Raw genomic sequence first — 15,376 nt, 5'->3', positions numbered from 1 at the left:
TAAAAATAAATCATTGGAATCGAAACTGACTGCGATCACTTTTTAATTACATATAGATGCTCTTCTGTCTGAATATATAACAAACCATTGGCAACAATCGGTGTGCCACGAATTGCTTCTTCGAATTCAATTCTCTGAACTAACAGATCGTGTTTTATTTTTTGATAGAGTTCTCTTGATTTTGTCCTAATTTCGAGATTTGCTGCGGTTACTTTCGCCTTTTCATTTCCAATCGCCTTTTCGTAAGCATTTGTTCCCGCTTGATGGGTAATTGCGCGCATGTGATAATTTTTTGGTGATTTTAAGTGTTTGAAGAAGTACAGTACACCGTCTTCATTTGCAACCAAAATTTTCCCATCGACATAGTAGCACGATCCCCAGATCAAACTTCTCGTATCAAAATGCCAATAACATTTGCCTGTTTTCGCATCCAGACAGTGAACGTAACCAGCTAGCTCCGCAATATACACAATATCGTCAATAATACAGGCGGTGCTAATCGTTCGACCAAACTCATAATCCCTGAGTCCGAATTTTTCTGGCGTAAATCCCCCGTACACCCATACGGCACCGGAATTGGGATTGGGTTTTGTTTTAACCTCGGCACCTTTACCACTGATTAAAAGATCTTTGGAAATATCCCCACGTTTGCTGGCATCAATACACCAAAAGTATCCGACACCCTCAAAGTGTTCTGGATCTTGTCCCACACCAATGTAAACATGCTGATTGTAGATCACCGGGGTTCCAATAAAGTAACTTTTCGTCCCTTTTCCACCATTCTGCCATACGGCGTCTTTGGGATTGGCGTCAAATTTCCACAGCAATTTGCCTGTTAAAGGTTCAAATGAATACAGCCAGCCATCACCACCCGGAAAGACCACCTGCGGCACGTTATTGATCTCGCCGTATGCAGGATTAGACCACTGCCCGTGCATAATGTTTATGCCAGGGAGATTGCTTTGCCAGACAATTTTTCCAGTCCATTTGTTCACCGCAATAAAACTCGGTGCTTCTGGTGCAGGCAAGGATATATGGGCTTCATCTACCCCGTTACTGGTAACGACATAAATAAGGTCACCCACTATCAGAGGAGAACAACTTGAAATACTGTGTGGGAAAACCTTTAATTCGGCGATCAAATCTAATTTCCAGATCACATCAGCATCAATCTTTGTTGAATACTGCTCCTTCTTCATCCCATCGTTGCCATTCGTCAACCCTTTGGCATCAACACACATTAGTTCGCAGCGGTTCGAAACATAATAGACACGGTTGTCACGAACAACTGGAGTTGAAACAATTCCTACTTTCGGCCAGTCACTGAATATAGTTGATAGTTCTAACTTGTCATGGACGGCCTGCCACAAAAAGTCACCTGATTTTTCGTCAAAGCACATCAGGATGCCTTTATCTAAGGGCACTGGCTCGTCACATGGAAATCGAGCTTTTCGATCGCGATCATTCCGAGGATTCTCATTGTTCGTGCCGACGTAGATGCGACCTGCAGCAATCGTCGGTCCACCGTAAGCCCTGTTTCCAAGTTTCAATTTTCTTACCAGGCGATCTCCAATGATGTGTTGCGACGGATCTTCAGGATCAACTGGAAATTCGGTGCTTAAATTGTGTTCAAGGGTGTTCACAAAATTTCTCGATGGTGAGCCGCCAAACATGTAGTAGTCTGTATTCGATCGCGGAGGCAACGACGGTGCTGCAATTAATGGTTTACTACCCGGTGTAAAGTGTGTTTCTAAACACAGTAATGCAGTTGCAAGAATGGAAAACAGAAGTGTGGGCAGTGTAATGTATTTCCAAGTCATGTGACGAATCCATGGCAAGCGTGGGTAAAGGTTAACATGATTATAACCAGAAATCAGGCGGGCTTGAAGCAATAAAGTGTTGTGGTGGGGGCCAAACGGGACTTTTCACTCCCACAGAAAACGAGATTTCAGTGTGCTACTTCAAGTCTTTCGACCTGGATTCCCGCCTAGGTGGGAATGAAGTTTGTGGGCAGAACCGGCTGAAAATCAACTGCGGCAATCGCCGTCGGCTAAGCTCAATATTCAATCACTCCTACGTGGGTGGGAGTACGTGACTGCTTTCCACAACATGAACCTCACCGGGAGTTTCGTCCGGAAAGTTTTTCCCTTCAAATCTTGTGATAACGACGGCTGCTGTCACATCTCCTACCACATTCAAAGTAGTTCGGCACATATCCAGAATTCTGTCGACACCCAGGATCAGAGCGATGGCAGCGGGTGGCACATTTGCCACAATCAATACCGATGCCAGCAGTGGGATTGATCCCCCAGGGACACCTGCCGCACCCACTGCCGTCAGGACGCACATCAGCACCACGAATAGCTGAGTACCTATTTCCAGATTCTGCCCAAAGACCTGGGCCAGAAAGAGGGCAGTGATCCCTTCGAACAGCGATGTCCCGTTCATGTTGGTGGTGGCACCCAGAGGAATCACAAAACCAGCAATTGGCTTGGGAACTTTGAGCTCTTCGTGAGAAATTTTGATCGATGTGGGTAGCGTGGCACTCGAAGAACTGGTGGAAAACGCCGTCAGAATAATGGCTCTGGCACGATAGTAAAACTGAAATGGGCTTTGCTTCGCCAGAAAAACCAGAATGATTGGGTAAACCACAAACGCCATGATGCCAATCGCTAGCAGCACCGTGCCTACGTACCAGGCTAATTGACCCAGCAGGTCAAAGCCAAAGCGTGCAGTAGTACCAAAAATCAGGCAGAAGACCCCCACCGGTGCAATCATCATTGCGATCTGAATAATAAAGACGGTAATTTCCCCAACTGCTTCCAGGAAGGTGGTCAGCGATTGTGCCAATGGTAAGCGCAGCCGAGTAATCCCAACTCCCACGAGGATCGCCACGAAAATAATCGGCAACATTTCACTGTTATTCGGATTCGAGGCAGAAGAAAGCGGATTCTTGGGAACAATGTTCACAAAGGTATTCACATCCACTTTCGCATTCGATTCTAACTTTTTCTCACTTTCTCCAGCATATTCTGCCATCAACTGCTCGGTGGTTTCTTTGGGCAAACCACGGCCAGGCTGAATAATATTCACCAGAATTAAACCAATTCCTACTGCAAAAGCGGTAGTGAATAGAAAATAGGCAAATGTTTTTAAGCCGATCCGGCCAAGTTTCGTCAGATCCCCAAACCGCGCGACACCCAATGATAATGAGGCAAAAACCAGTGGCACCACCGTCATCAGAAGCATTCGCTTAAAAATCTCACCGATCGGGTCAGTAACATTTTTAAGCAAAAATTTAATACTGTTTGGCAGGCCCCCATCACCTGCAAGGGAATTGACAATCCCGCCTGCAATGGCACCCAGGATCAGGCCTGCGAGGATGTATAAATGAAATTTTTTTCCTTTTTCAGACATGTGTGGCTAGCACTCCTGGGCGTGGTGACTTTCGCGTTCAGAATACGAAAAATTCGCCATTGTGCAAATTCTCATTAATTTTCCTCACCACGCGGGCATTTTGCCACTGTCAAAACGATCCAAAAATGTGAAATAAGTCAAAAAATCTGAAAAATTGACCAGTTTGTTACACAATCGTTACATCCCTGTTACGTTCATCGTCGTTGTTATAGTGGTGAAAAAGTATCGAGCATGATGCTTCGAACCGGCGGATGAGGTTGACACCATGCAACAGGTGGTACCATGAAGCGTTCAAGAATTGTGATAGTGGAAGATGAACCAGCGATCCGCAGAGGAATTGCTGATACCTTGCGATTACACGGTTACGAAGTGGTAGAAACCTGCGATGGAGCTAATGGACTGATTGCGTCTCGGCAGGAGCAGGTGGATCTGATTCTGTTGGATCTGATGTTGCCGCAGATGGATGGTTTGCAGGTGCTGAAGGAATTGCGGAAAACCCACCCCACGCGGGGAGTGATTATTCTGACCGCACGTGGAACGGAAGATGACCGCGTTCGTGGGTTGAAGCTGGGTGCGGACGATTACGTGATTAAGCCGTTCTCTGCCAGAGAATTATTGGCACGTGTCGAGGCGATGTTACGACGGATTGTCAGCACTGCACCAAAAGTGGCACAGACCGTACACATCGGCGAACTCGGGACGCTGGATCTGTTCCGCAGGGAACTGCTTTGGAATTGTGGACAGCGAATCGAGCTTTCGGAAACGGAAACTTCACTCTTACAATACCTGTTGTCCCACCGGCACAGGGCTATTGGGCGAGATGAGCTTCTGGAAAAAGTCTGGGGGATATCGCCAGAAGGACTGGAAACCCGCACTGTGGATATGCATATTGCCCGCCTGCGGGCCAAATTGAAGGAACCTTCCGGGCAGGATACGCCTGAAACTATTATCACCGTGCGTTCCACCGGGTATATGGTGGGGCCTGGAATCCAGATTCCAGTAGAAGCGAAATAGGGAGTAACATGGGTTTTCTTCGCACGCGAATGCGGGAATGTCTGATCTTTACAGGCATTGCGCTGTTGATCCTGGGTGGGTTGACCTGGGCAACCAATGCCGCACTTCGTGTGGAAAAAAGCCAGCGTAGAGCCAGTTGGAACAACGCACAGTTGGAGAAAACATACGAATCGAATCGATTGTATGCGGAGCGATTACGGCAGGCATTGTGGCGTCTTGATTCACGACTGGCGCCATCGTTGGCCAGAGAAGAATCGCGGCCTTACTCGCAATATTTTACCATCCACAGTCCTTTTCCCGCACTTTCATCTGACGGAAAAGCATGTGAGCCTGGTAAGTTTTTCCTGCCTTCCCCACTGTTGTCTTCAGAATTGCCTAACTGGATGAGTATGCACTTCCAGGTAGATCCTGCCAAGGGGTGGTCTTCACCCCAGGTGATTTCGCCCAAAATGGCAACTTCTTTGAGGCAACAGCCTTTGGAATTGGCATTACACAATGTTACTGCCAGTAAGCAGGAACAATTGTGCGTGCTTGCTGAAAAATACCCTTACCCACAACTGCACCGCATTCTGACTCAGAAAAAAATTATCCCCACAGAAGACCAGCCTGTTCTTGAATACCCACCACAGGAATTAATGCTTTCCAACAGTCGAGACGAATTACCCAATCAGTCCCCAGAACTGAGCAATCGAAATCAACTGCCATATGATTTCACCAGCAGGTCGATAGCAATTTCTAAAGGTCGGCGTGAAGGGCGTTGGACTTACAACTATTACGAAATGGATAACAACCTGGATTTGCAGGAGGTGGGTGATCCTTTCAAAGAACGGCAATTCCAAATGGTTCAGGTACTGTTGGGCCCCTTGAAGCCGGTGTGGTTGCCTTCCCCAGAACAGCCCGAAGATCTTCTGCTGGTGCGTGCTGTTTCTGTTGCTGGGCGAATCCGCTATCAGGGGATTCGAATCGATTGGCCGCAACTTCAGCAATCACTGGCTAAAGATATTCAGGACTTGTTTCCGAATGCGAAGTTATTGCCAGGGGAATTTCCACCCACTCGACCGGAACAATCGTTGATTTCTTTCCCGATCATCCTTGAAACGGGAGAGGCTTTTGATGTGCCACAACTTCAACAACATGATGCCCACCTCCCACCGGTGGGCTGGACTGGTTTACGAATTGGGCTGGCTTCTGCCTGGGCTGCTGCAGTGCTGGCACTGTTGGCAATCGGCCTGATGGGATTCACTCTGGTGGACATTGCCGAGCGGCGAATTCGGTTTGTATCCGCAGTAACTCACGAATTACGCACCCCGTTGACGACATTGCAGCTCTATTTGGACATGCTGAATTCGGGAATGATCCAGAATGAGCAGATTAGGAAAGAATATTTAAGCATTCTGGCAAATGAATCAGAACGATTGCATCGACTGGTGAATAATGTACTGGACTTTGCAAGGTTAGAAAAAACTGCCCCCGCAGTGGTTAAATCCTGTGCCACCATCGAAGAATGGATGGCCAGTATCGAACAATCGTGGTATGAACGCTGCCAGAGTGCGGGGAAAGAATTGTGCCTTTTCACAGAAACCAGCAAACAGCACTGGATCACCACGGATCATACATTGTTACATCAAGTAGTCAGCAACCTGATTGATAACGCTCAGAAGTATACCCGGGATGCAGCTAATCGTTTAATTGCAGTAACAATCAATTCCACCATTCTTGCAACAACAATTCGCGTTGAAGATGGTGGCAGTGGAATTCAAAAAAGCGAAACTAAAGGGATTTTTCGAGCGTTTCGACGCGGGTCAACAGCTGATACCCAGGCAGGTGGCGTGGGTCTCGGTTTAGCGTTAGCAACGAAATGGGTAAGACTGTTAGGTGGGAAAATCACGCTGACACAGTCGAAAACTCTAGGCGGGGCCTGTTTTCAAGTGGTTGTGCCTAATCTACAAAACGAGCAATTTGCCGATTAATCTAAAGTTAAGGTTTCGCCGCCTGCGATCGTAGCAGCTGCACGGTATGCATTGATATCCACAGAATCGCGGACAAACCTCACCGAACCATCTCCCATGCAGAAGTTCGCCCCACCAGTGTGGTAGGAGTGGAAAGAATAGTTGTTTCCCCAATCGCCAATAGTCCACGGCTGACCATTGGTTTGTTTGTAATTCAATGGGAGGGCACAGGTTCCAGTTGTGTGGTTAAAATGGCCCCAATAACCCGTGTGCTGAGAAATACGGTTTGAAGATTCACCAACCACAAGGGTATTACTAAGCCCGTCGGTGATACTTGCAAAACGAACAACGTTTTCTGCTGTGTTTGTTCCGGTAACAAGCTTCATATAGCGGTCGAACGTGCCATTACCAAGATTCAACCCGTCGCCAGTGCCACCTGGGTTCGTAATAATCAATGTTCCATTCGGAGGTAGCGGATCCTGTCCCCATTGCCAGTTGGATCCAGTGACACCCTTGTAACTTGTCACTGCGGCACCAGTAAAGCCGTTGGCAACGCTGGCACCCAGGTCTGGCGAAACGTCGCTGGGGCACTTCAATGTTTTAATGACATAAGTTAATAGCACCGCACCACTTACGGTAGAGTTCATCGGTGCTGCCAAAGTGCCAGACCCTGGGTTTGCTAAACGATGAATGTTGTCTTGCTCAAAATAGGGCAGCGTTTGTGCAATCCAACTCCAACCCTGACTGTTGGTGGCATAGACGCCATCGTGCATTGTGCGGGGAAGGGCATCGTTTGCATCGTGGTAAGCGTGCAATGCAACACCTAATTGCTTCAGATTGTTGGTACACTTGGAGCGGTTAGCAGCTTCCCGAACTTTTTGCACTGCGGGTAGTAGCAAGCCAATTAAAATAGCAATGATGGCGATTACCACCAGCAATTCAATGAGGGTAAATCCTTTACGAGAATAACGGTTACGGTGCATTAATACTCCAGAACAGAGATAAGAAAAATGTGGGAGAGTTTCACCACAATGTACTTATACTGTGCGGGAGTACGCCGTGTCACGGCATTATTTATTCTTCATGACTTAACAGTTTCTTCATCATGATGATGAATGAAAATTCACTAATTTTTATTGATCAAGCGATGTGGTCTCTCCACCTGCGATCGTTGCGGCATTGCGGTAGACGGCGATATTGATTGAATCGCGAACAAAGCGTACAGAACCATCACCCAGGCAGAAGTTCGCCCCACCAGTGTGGTAGGAGTGAAAAGAATAGTTGTTACCCCAATCACCAATACCCCACGGCTGACCATTGGGCTGTTTGTAGTTCAATGGTTGTGCACATGTTCCCACTGAGTGGTTAAAATGCCCCCAAAAACCTGTATGTTGAGAAATTCGGTTGGACGATTCACCTACAACTAAAGTGTTGCTTAATCCATCTGTAATACTGGCAAAACGGGTGGAATTTTCATTTGGAATTAGTCCTGGAAGCTGGGTTGGATTGATCAAAGGACGTATCAATTCCATCATGCGATCAAAGGCTCCGTTGCCACGATCCAAGCCATGATTAGAGCCGCCTGGGTTCGAAATATTCAATGTTCCATTTGGAGGTAGCGGGTCCCGTCCCCAGGCCCAGTTTGAACCGGTGACCCCTTTGTAACTGGTAACAGCAGAACCAGTAAAACTGTTTGCAACGCTGGCACCCAGATCTGGCGAGACATCACTGGGGCACTTTAGTGTTTTAATAATGTAAGTTCTTAAAACCACACCACTTACGGTGGCATTCATTGGTTGTGCATTCACACCTTCGTTTGGGCGAGCGAGGCGGTAGAAATTGTCTTGTTCAAAATATGGCAGTAATTGTGCAATCCAGCTCCAGCCTCGGCTGCCGGGGCTATAGTTAGTATCGTGCATGGTGCGGGGCAGGCCGTCATTAACATCGTGGTAAGCGTGCAGTGCCACACCAAGTTGTTTTAAATTGTTGGTGCACTTTGATCGGTTGGCCGCTTCGCGTACTTTTTGTACTGCGGGTAGTAGTAGTCCGATCAGAATTGCAATAATGGCAATGACAACAAGTAACTCGATCAGCGTAAACGCTTTCCTGGGTTTCAAAATCCCAAACATAAGAAAACCTCTGAGAAATGAAGAAGTAGCGGGTAGATTTCCCACATTGATGAGAACTTAACATGATTTGAATCAGCCGGTCAAGTTTTTTATGAAGATTTATCATGAATAAACATTCATTTTCAGAGTGGAATTGGTGAAAATTTGATGAGTAAAGATTTTTTCATCCAGTTATTTTCGACATAAGTTATTAATTGAAAAGCACTTGAATTGATTTAGTTTGTGTTTGTATTAATGAGAGCTTTCCTCATCTATTGGGCATTTTTTTTCAAAAAAACTTGTTAGATTCTTAAAAAATGGAAATGCATGGGCAAAATTTTTCAATTTTCAACAATTTCTGCCACATCCAGTAGATAAATCTGACGGGTGTCTGCGTGGCCGGAGTCGATACACACTTGTTTTCCATCCCTATTCCATCGTGGGTGCAGGTCGCATCGGAAGGGGCCAGTCAGGGTTTTGGGAAGAAAAAACTGGTTCAGGTCGATTCGTTTCCCCGTTGCAACCTCATACAGCATTAACCATTGCAATCGATCTTTGTCAGGATATGTGTCATTAAGAATCCATTTTCGATCAGGGGAGTAGGAGCAGTGGCCATCCTGCTTAAGAACATCTCCACCCAGAATCGTGGTTTCTTTCGACTCGATATCGATCAGGTAGAAGTGATTGCCATCTTTTTTGGTTTTCGCCCAGGCCAATATGGTGCGGTCATCCCGCCAGTCAAAGTGGGAGGTCATCCCATCATCCAGCAGTAATCGAATTTCGCTGCCATCGGTTTTGCCCACATACAGACGGGTTTGCCAGCCTTTTTCAAACAATTTCCAGCGGTGCAGAAAAATAAACCAGTCGCCCTTGGGATTAAATTGCAGGTGATTGACCCAGTGCATGGCACCTCGCATCCGGTCATCGGGCTGGTGGCGTGATATTTGATTGATGTTATATAACAGCTTTGTTTTGCCAGTGGGAATGTCAAGCCACCAAATCCCATCATCTTTCGGTGCGGGATCATCCGGATATTTTTCTTTCAGAGCACAATAGCCGTAACCTGGTCGCAGACGGTGTAAGCGGTCAAATGGTAAAGAAACTGCCTGTTTGCCATCCCCACTGACGGCATAGATTGGTCTGGGCAACGTGCTTGTGCGGCCGGTAGTTACGTCGCGAATCTCTGAAACGTAAGTGCCATCTTCCACGGCATTGTAGATCACTTTGTTTTCGGCATCGCTGCCCAACCACTGCAGCATGGTACCTTGTTGCCAGCACCATGCGGGGGTGGTATCCAGTGGAATGTATTTGAAATTGTCTTTCAGATCCACCATACCCACGGTCAGTTTTTCACTTGGTTCCGGCTGACGGTCGATAAAGTCGTTTTCCATCGCCAGCAAGTATTGTCCGCTCTGATTCCACGGACATTTATCGTAATAACCAAAGAAATGGTGTTTTGGTCCTTTCGTGGCAGCGGTTGCAGGCACTTTCAATCGTCGGACCGTATCTCCCGTTAATTGCCAGGGGAGACAACTGTATGCGGCAAGCCCCAGAAAATTTCGTCGGTTCATCATGGTAATCCTCTGTTTTTGTTATCAGGCACTATCCTAAACAAATGTGGGTGAATCGAGTGGTGTTTTGGAACGCTGCTGATTGAATACCACATTATCCTGCACAGTTCAAAGGAAAGCCATTGGAAACTGTCCGATTGAAAATTGAAAGGCGATCTTCGCACCCGTGGATTTTTCAGAAAATGGTGGAGCGGCCTACCCGAAAAATCGAACCGGGAAGCATCGTTGACATCGTCGACCGCAACAATCAATGGATTGGCAGGGGAGTGTACAATCACAATTCCCGAATTACTTTGCGCGTGCTGACCACCTTTCAGGATGAAGCCGTGGATGCAGAGTTTTTTCGCAATCGTCTGCTGCGTGCGATCGATTTTCGTACAGACTTGTTGCGATTGGACAATTGCTCTAACGCGTATCGACTGGTGCATTCAGAAGGTGATGAATTAAGCGGTCTGGTGATTGATCGCTTCGATTCGTCCCTGGCAATTGAGTACTTTTCTTTAGGGATGTATCGGCAGCGGGAACTGATCAAAGAAATCTTGCAAACTCGCTTTCCAGGTACCACAATTCACGAAATTGCAGACGAACATACGCAGGAACATGAAGGGTTCTTTGCATCTTTCACGGAGACAATTTCCAAGGCGACGATTACCGAAAATGGTGTGCGTTTCCGGGTATTCCCTGGTAGCAAGCATAAAACGGGCTTTTTTACCGACCAGCGAGATAACCGTGCCTATCTCGCATCGTTGTGCCACGACAAAAAAGTGCTGGACCTTTGCTGCAATTCAGGTGGGTTTGGCGTCTATGCCAAATCCATTGGCAAAGCGAAAGAAGTGCAGGGGGTAGACCTGGATGAGGAAGTAATTGCCCAGGCGAAGACGAATGCCAACCTCAATTCAGTGCAGATCAAGTTTACTCAGGCGGATATTTTTGCGTGGTTACGGGACGTGCTGCCCCACGGTCAGCGGTGGGATATTGTGGTGCTCGATCCCGCAAAAATGACCCGCGATCGGGATGGTGTGGAGCAAGCAGTAAAAAAATACACCGACATGAATCGGTTAGCCATCCAGGCAGTAGAGCCAGGGGGCATTTTTGTCACATGTTCTTGTACTGGGCTGGTTTCGGAAGATATGTTTGCCGAATCAGTGCGACGCGCTGCGTGGCAGGCTGGCAAACAATTACAAATTTTTCATACTTCTGGGGCAGGTGCCGATCACCCCTATCTTGCCCACGTGCAGGAAAGCAAATACCTGAAAGTAATCTGGGGCCGTGTGACAGAAATTAGTAAACCTTCATTTCTTGGGAATGAACCCACCCGCTCGCAGCCATAATTCTGCCATTGTTGGCCAGTGAGTTACTGCATCGTCGGTTTTTCGCAAGCCGTAGCCATGCCCACCTTTGGAAAAAATATGCACTTCCGCGGACACTCCGGCCTGTTTTAATGCCGTAAACAACAAAGAACTGCTTTCGGGCCGCACCGGATCGTCCTGTGCGTGCACCAGAAACATTGGTGGGGCGTTTTTGGTAACAATCACGTTATCCGCCAGTTTACTGCCGTCCTTCGTAACTAGGTATGCTGGATAAATCAACATGCCAAAATCAGGTCGAAATGAAGTTTCATCGACGGCATCAATCGGATCGTACTTGCGAATCGAAATCAGTGACGCAAAGGCTGCTGTCTGCCCACCGGCTGAAAAGCCGCAAACACCGATTGCTTTTGGGTTTAGGTTGAATTCCTTTGCCCGTGACCGCACCAGGCTGACCGCACGCTGACAATCCTGTACCGGTGCCAGCCACGGTTGTGTTTTATCGCGTGCGGGTACACGATACTTGAGTACAAAGGCCGCAACGCCCAATTTGTTCAACCAATGTGCCACTTCCGTGCCTTCCAGGTCATAAGCCAGAATATTAAAACCCCCACCTGGGCAGATAATGACTGCGGTACCGTTGGATTTTTCTTTTTCAGGCAGAAACAGTTCCAGTGTTGGTTCAGAGACATTCCCAATTCGAATAACTGGTTTTCCAGCGACGGTGCGGCTTTTTTCGTTCGAAGTGTCTTTTTCGGGTGGTAGCTTCAGATCAGTGGGTTCACCCGCTGGTTTTTCAGGCCACACTTTTAAAAATTTGTTATCCTGCGCAAACGAAACTGTACCAAACAAGCACCAACAGCAGAGAATTCGTAACACGTTCCATACCTCAAAAGATTTCTCCCAAGGTAATTGATAACGAAGTTAATTTCCACTTCAAAATAGATGATTCGTTGAGATTGTTGAAGGATTGGAGAAGATACCATTAAGATTCGAATTCCTACTGGTATCGCATCCGAGCGACACTTATAACTGCTGGTAATTCAACAGCTTTGGATGCTTCGAGTGTTGTCATCCAGATGATTAAATCTAATTTCCACGAATCGATAATGCACCACACCAAAACAACTATTTTTCTCCTGTTTTCAGTTTTTGTTAGCCTGCTTTGTGGTTGCAGCGATGGCCCCACCCTCTACCCGGTGAAAGGGAAAGCGTTTTTTAACGACCAACCGATGGTAGGAGCGGATGTCATTTTCCATTCCACTAGCAACACGGCGATTGATGAAGTGAAACCCGCAGCCAAAGTGGATGAACAGGGTAATTTTGAATTGATTACTGGCGGAAAAACAGGTGCTCCCGCAGGAACTTACAAAGTGACATTTTTCTGGGCTGGAAAACAAGGAAGCAAAGGCTTGGGCGGGGATGCGGAAGGGCCTGGCAAAAACGCTGTAAGTGAACAATATCAGTTTCCGGATAAGGCCATTATTGAAGTGGCCATTACGGAAGATACGAGAGAACTTGAACCATTTCGGTTGAAGTAGGATATTTCGCAATTATTTTGGACTACGGAGTTAACAATGTTCTTTAGAAATCGGAAGGGGTTTACCCTGATCGAATTGCTGGTGGTAATTGCCATTATCGCAATCTTGATTGGTCTGTTGTTGCCGGCAGTACAAAAAGTTCGTGAAGCAGCCAATCGGATGAAATGTTCCAACAACATGAAGCAGATGGGCATTGCGATGCACGCTCATGAAAGTGCCGAAGGTGCTTTCCCACCATGTGGCTGGGTGCCAAACGGGAATTCCAGCACACCGTATCATTCGTTTCATACCTATTTGCTGCCATACTTGGAGCAGGAAAATATCCAGCGGCAAATTAATCTAACACGATTCAGCATCGATCCTGTCAATATCCTCAATCCTGTAATTCGCACCAAAATTAACACCTTTATTTGTCCCTCCGCACCGAACCGAGAATTTGCTGATGTCGGTCCCGCTTTAGGATTGCCGGCAAACACCGTTCTGCTCGGTGTTACCGATTACGCGATTCTGGATGGCATTGGTGGGACTTATGCCTCAATCCTTCCTTCCGGCACTCGGACTGGAGATACTGGCCTGATTCGTTTCGACTACAGTGCTACAGGAAACAATCGACCTAAGATTGCAGACGCAGTTGATGGTTTGTCGAACACCGCAGCACTGTGGGAAGATGCAGCCCGTCCGTTTGAATTTGCCAATGGTCGCCAACTCAGCACCACCAGCCAGGCGGTGGGTGCGGGCTGGTACGATATGCAGTCGGAATTCTACATTCACGATATCTGTAACGGAACCCAGGCGATCAACTGTAACAACCGCAACGAAGTTTATGCGTTCCACACGGGTGGTTGTAACGTCATGTGGGGTGACGGACACGTTAGCTTTGTTCGCAACAGCACCCAGCCTGCGGTACTGGCTGCAATTATCAGTCGAGACGGCGGAGAAACTTTCACGATTGATTAATAAATGAGAGAAATTCATTTTTATCCTGGTGATTTTGTTAAAACTAGCTCATTTTTTTAAGTTGTTCCAGATTGTCTTAATCATCCAGTCTGCCTAACAAATTCCCATTTAATCTAATGGTTTGATATTTGTTTTGATATTTGATTTGTGATATAAATCCCACCCAAAGATCTGTTTTTCGCACCAACCAGAGAGAAATCGGCAAAAACAGACTCGAAGAGATTGCCCCGCAATCGTATAACTTCAGAAAGTATTCAAGAGCTGGCTGCCACCAATCAACTGGAGTTGCACGGGTGAAAATTCACGAATATCAAGCGAAAGAACTATTGGCCGCACATGGGGCACGCATCCCGAAGCATATTGTGGTGCATAGTGTTGAAGAGGCGTTAAAGGCTTTCGATACACTGGGTGGACCGGTTGTGTTGAAAGCTCAGGTTCATGCTGGTGGGCGTGGCAAAGGGCATTTCAAAGGATATTCTGATCCAAAGCTGGGTGGCGTGAAATTCATTACCAGCAAGGAAAAATTGCAGGAAGTCGCCGAAGTAATGCTGAAATACCCGCTGGTCACCATTCAAACTGGTCCAGAAGGTCAAAAAGTATCCACCATGATTGTCCAGGAAGACGCAGAACCAGATCGCGAAGTCTACCTGGGGATGGTGCTGGATCGTGCGATCGGCCTGCCGGTGTTGATGGGGTGCGTTGAAGGCGGGATGGATATTGAAGAAGTTGCTGCCAAAACTCCTGAGAAAATTATTAAAATACCGGTTAACCCAGAGTTGGGCCTGCGTCCTTACCAGGCACTGAAGATGGCCTTTGAACTGGGATTTACCAATGAACAAATTGGGCAGGCAACGGCCATTTTCATGGCTTTGTCGAAAGTTTATTTTTCCAAAGATGTTTCTCTGGCAGAAATCAACCCCCTTACTGTCACGAAAAAAGGCGAAGTGGTTGTACTGGATGCCAAGATCGATTTTGATGATAATGCCCTTTTCCGCCACAAAGATATTCAGCAGTTGCGGGATATCAGTGAAGAAAACCCTGTCGAAGTGCGAGCCACTGCAGCAGCGTTGAATTACATTCAACTGGATGGCAACATTGGCTGTCTGGTGAATGGGGCGGGGCTGGCGATGGCCACAATGGATATCATCAAGTTCCATGGTGGAAATCCTGCCAATTTCCTCGATGTGGGTGGTGGTGTAACTCCAGAAGGTGCCATCGAAGCATTTCGAATTATTCTCAGCGATCCAGGCATCAAAGGGATTCTGGTCAACATTTTTGGCGGTATTGCCCGTTGCGATCTGATTGCCGAAGCACTGATCAAAGCTGGCAAGGAAGTTGGTTTCAAAGTACCAGTGGTAGTGCGCCTGGAGGGTACCAATTCCGAGCAGGCACGCGTGTTACTGGAGCAGGTCAAAGACGAACTGCCAATGATCAAACCTGCTGCAGATTTAACCAGTGCGGCGAAAATGGTTGTTGAATTTGCCGGAAAGAATTAGTCTGCAACAGCTGATT

Annotated in this window: 12 protein-coding genes; 6 read left to right on the top strand and 6 right to left on the bottom strand. The window is 47.1% G+C overall.

All coding sequences use genetic code 11. The features are described 5' to 3' along the window. Positions 1-35 precede the first annotated feature (35 nt). Positions 36-1,820 (bottom strand): PQQ-binding-like beta-propeller repeat protein, encoded by a 1,785-nt coding sequence (locus R3B84_07040; protein ID MEZ6140309.1) that lies wholly within the window; start codon positions 1,818-1,820, stop codon positions 36-38. 253 nt (positions 1,821-2,073) lie between these two features. After that, a complete protein-coding gene (locus R3B84_07035; GenBank protein MEZ6140308.1) occupies positions 2,074-3,417 on the bottom strand; it encodes a dicarboxylate/amino acid:cation symporter in 1,344 nt (447 codons plus the stop codon). Positions 3,418-3,699: 282 nt separating this feature from the next. Here R3B84_07035 and R3B84_07030 point away from each other — a divergent pair, with 282 nt between their 5' ends. Next, on the top strand, positions 3,700-4,431 hold the full coding sequence (locus tag R3B84_07030) for a response regulator transcription factor (GenBank protein ID MEZ6140307.1): 732 nt from the start codon (positions 3,700-3,702) through the stop codon (positions 4,429-4,431). Positions 4,432-4,439: 8 nt separating this feature from the next. Next, the gene (locus R3B84_07025) at positions 4,440-6,401 is read left to right on the top strand and encodes a HAMP domain-containing sensor histidine kinase (protein ID MEZ6140306.1); all 1,962 of its coding nucleotides are present in this window, start codon (positions 4,440-4,442) and stop codon (positions 6,399-6,401) included. Here the strand turns inward: R3B84_07025 and R3B84_07020 are convergent. The 3 genes from R3B84_07020 to R3B84_07010 all read right to left on the bottom strand — a co-directional run bounded on the left by R3B84_07020 (position 6,398) and on the right by R3B84_07010 (position 10,062). Next, a complete protein-coding gene (locus R3B84_07020) occupies positions 6,398-7,363 on the bottom strand; it encodes a DUF1559 domain-containing protein (GenBank protein MEZ6140305.1) in 966 nt (321 codons plus the stop codon). The genes R3B84_07025 and R3B84_07020 overlap by 4 nt on opposite strands. A 150-nt stretch (positions 7,364-7,513) precedes the next feature. Next, positions 7,514-8,509, bottom strand: coding sequence for a DUF1559 domain-containing protein (locus R3B84_07015; GenBank protein ID MEZ6140304.1), 996 nt, complete (start codon positions 8,507-8,509; stop codon positions 7,514-7,516). A gap of 320 nt (positions 8,510-8,829) precedes the next feature. Next, a complete protein-coding gene (locus R3B84_07010; protein ID MEZ6140303.1) occupies positions 8,830-10,062 on the bottom strand; it encodes a hypothetical protein in 1,233 nt (410 codons plus the stop codon). Between the two features lie 119 nt (positions 10,063-10,181). Between R3B84_07010 and R3B84_07005 the strand changes: the two genes are divergently transcribed. Further along, the gene (locus R3B84_07005) at positions 10,182-11,390 is read left to right on the top strand and encodes a class I SAM-dependent rRNA methyltransferase (protein MEZ6140302.1); all 1,209 of its coding nucleotides are present in this window, start codon (positions 10,182-10,184) and stop codon (positions 11,388-11,390) included. Here R3B84_07005 and R3B84_07000 read toward each other — a convergent pair. Further along, on the bottom strand, positions 11,352-12,245 hold the full coding sequence (locus R3B84_07000) for an alpha/beta hydrolase (GenBank protein MEZ6140301.1): 894 nt from the start codon (positions 12,243-12,245) through the stop codon (positions 11,352-11,354). The two genes, R3B84_07005 and R3B84_07000, sit on opposite strands and share 39 nt — an antisense overlap. A 230-nt stretch (positions 12,246-12,475) precedes the next feature. Between R3B84_07000 and R3B84_06995 the strand changes: the two genes are divergently transcribed. The 3 genes from R3B84_06995 to sucC all read left to right on the top strand — a co-directional run bounded on the left by R3B84_06995 (position 12,476) and on the right by sucC (position 15,360). After that, positions 12,476-12,907, top strand: a complete 432-nt coding sequence (locus R3B84_06995; GenBank protein MEZ6140300.1) for a hypothetical protein — start codon at positions 12,476-12,478, stop codon at positions 12,905-12,907. A gap of 36 nt (positions 12,908-12,943) precedes the next feature. Beyond that, positions 12,944-13,864 carry a DUF1559 domain-containing protein gene (locus tag R3B84_06990; GenBank protein MEZ6140299.1) on the top strand — a complete coding sequence of 307 codons (921 nt, stop codon included), beginning with the start codon at positions 12,944-12,946 and terminating at the stop codon, positions 13,862-13,864. Positions 13,865-14,157: 293 nt separating this feature from the next. Then, complete coding sequence (gene sucC, locus R3B84_06985; protein ID MEZ6140298.1) at positions 14,158-15,360, top strand: ADP-forming succinate--CoA ligase subunit beta; 1,203 nt, start codon at positions 14,158-14,160, stop codon at positions 15,358-15,360. The last annotated feature ends 16 nt before the right edge of the window (positions 15,361-15,376 follow it).

Origin of the sequence: Zavarzinella sp. (assembly GCA_041399155.1) — a bacterium.
In the GTDB taxonomy this organism is placed as follows: Bacteria; Planctomycetota; Planctomycetia; order Gemmatales; family Gemmataceae; genus JAWKTI01.
Note: the sequence above shows the minus strand (reverse complement) of the source record. Positions and strands in the feature narration are given on the sequence as shown.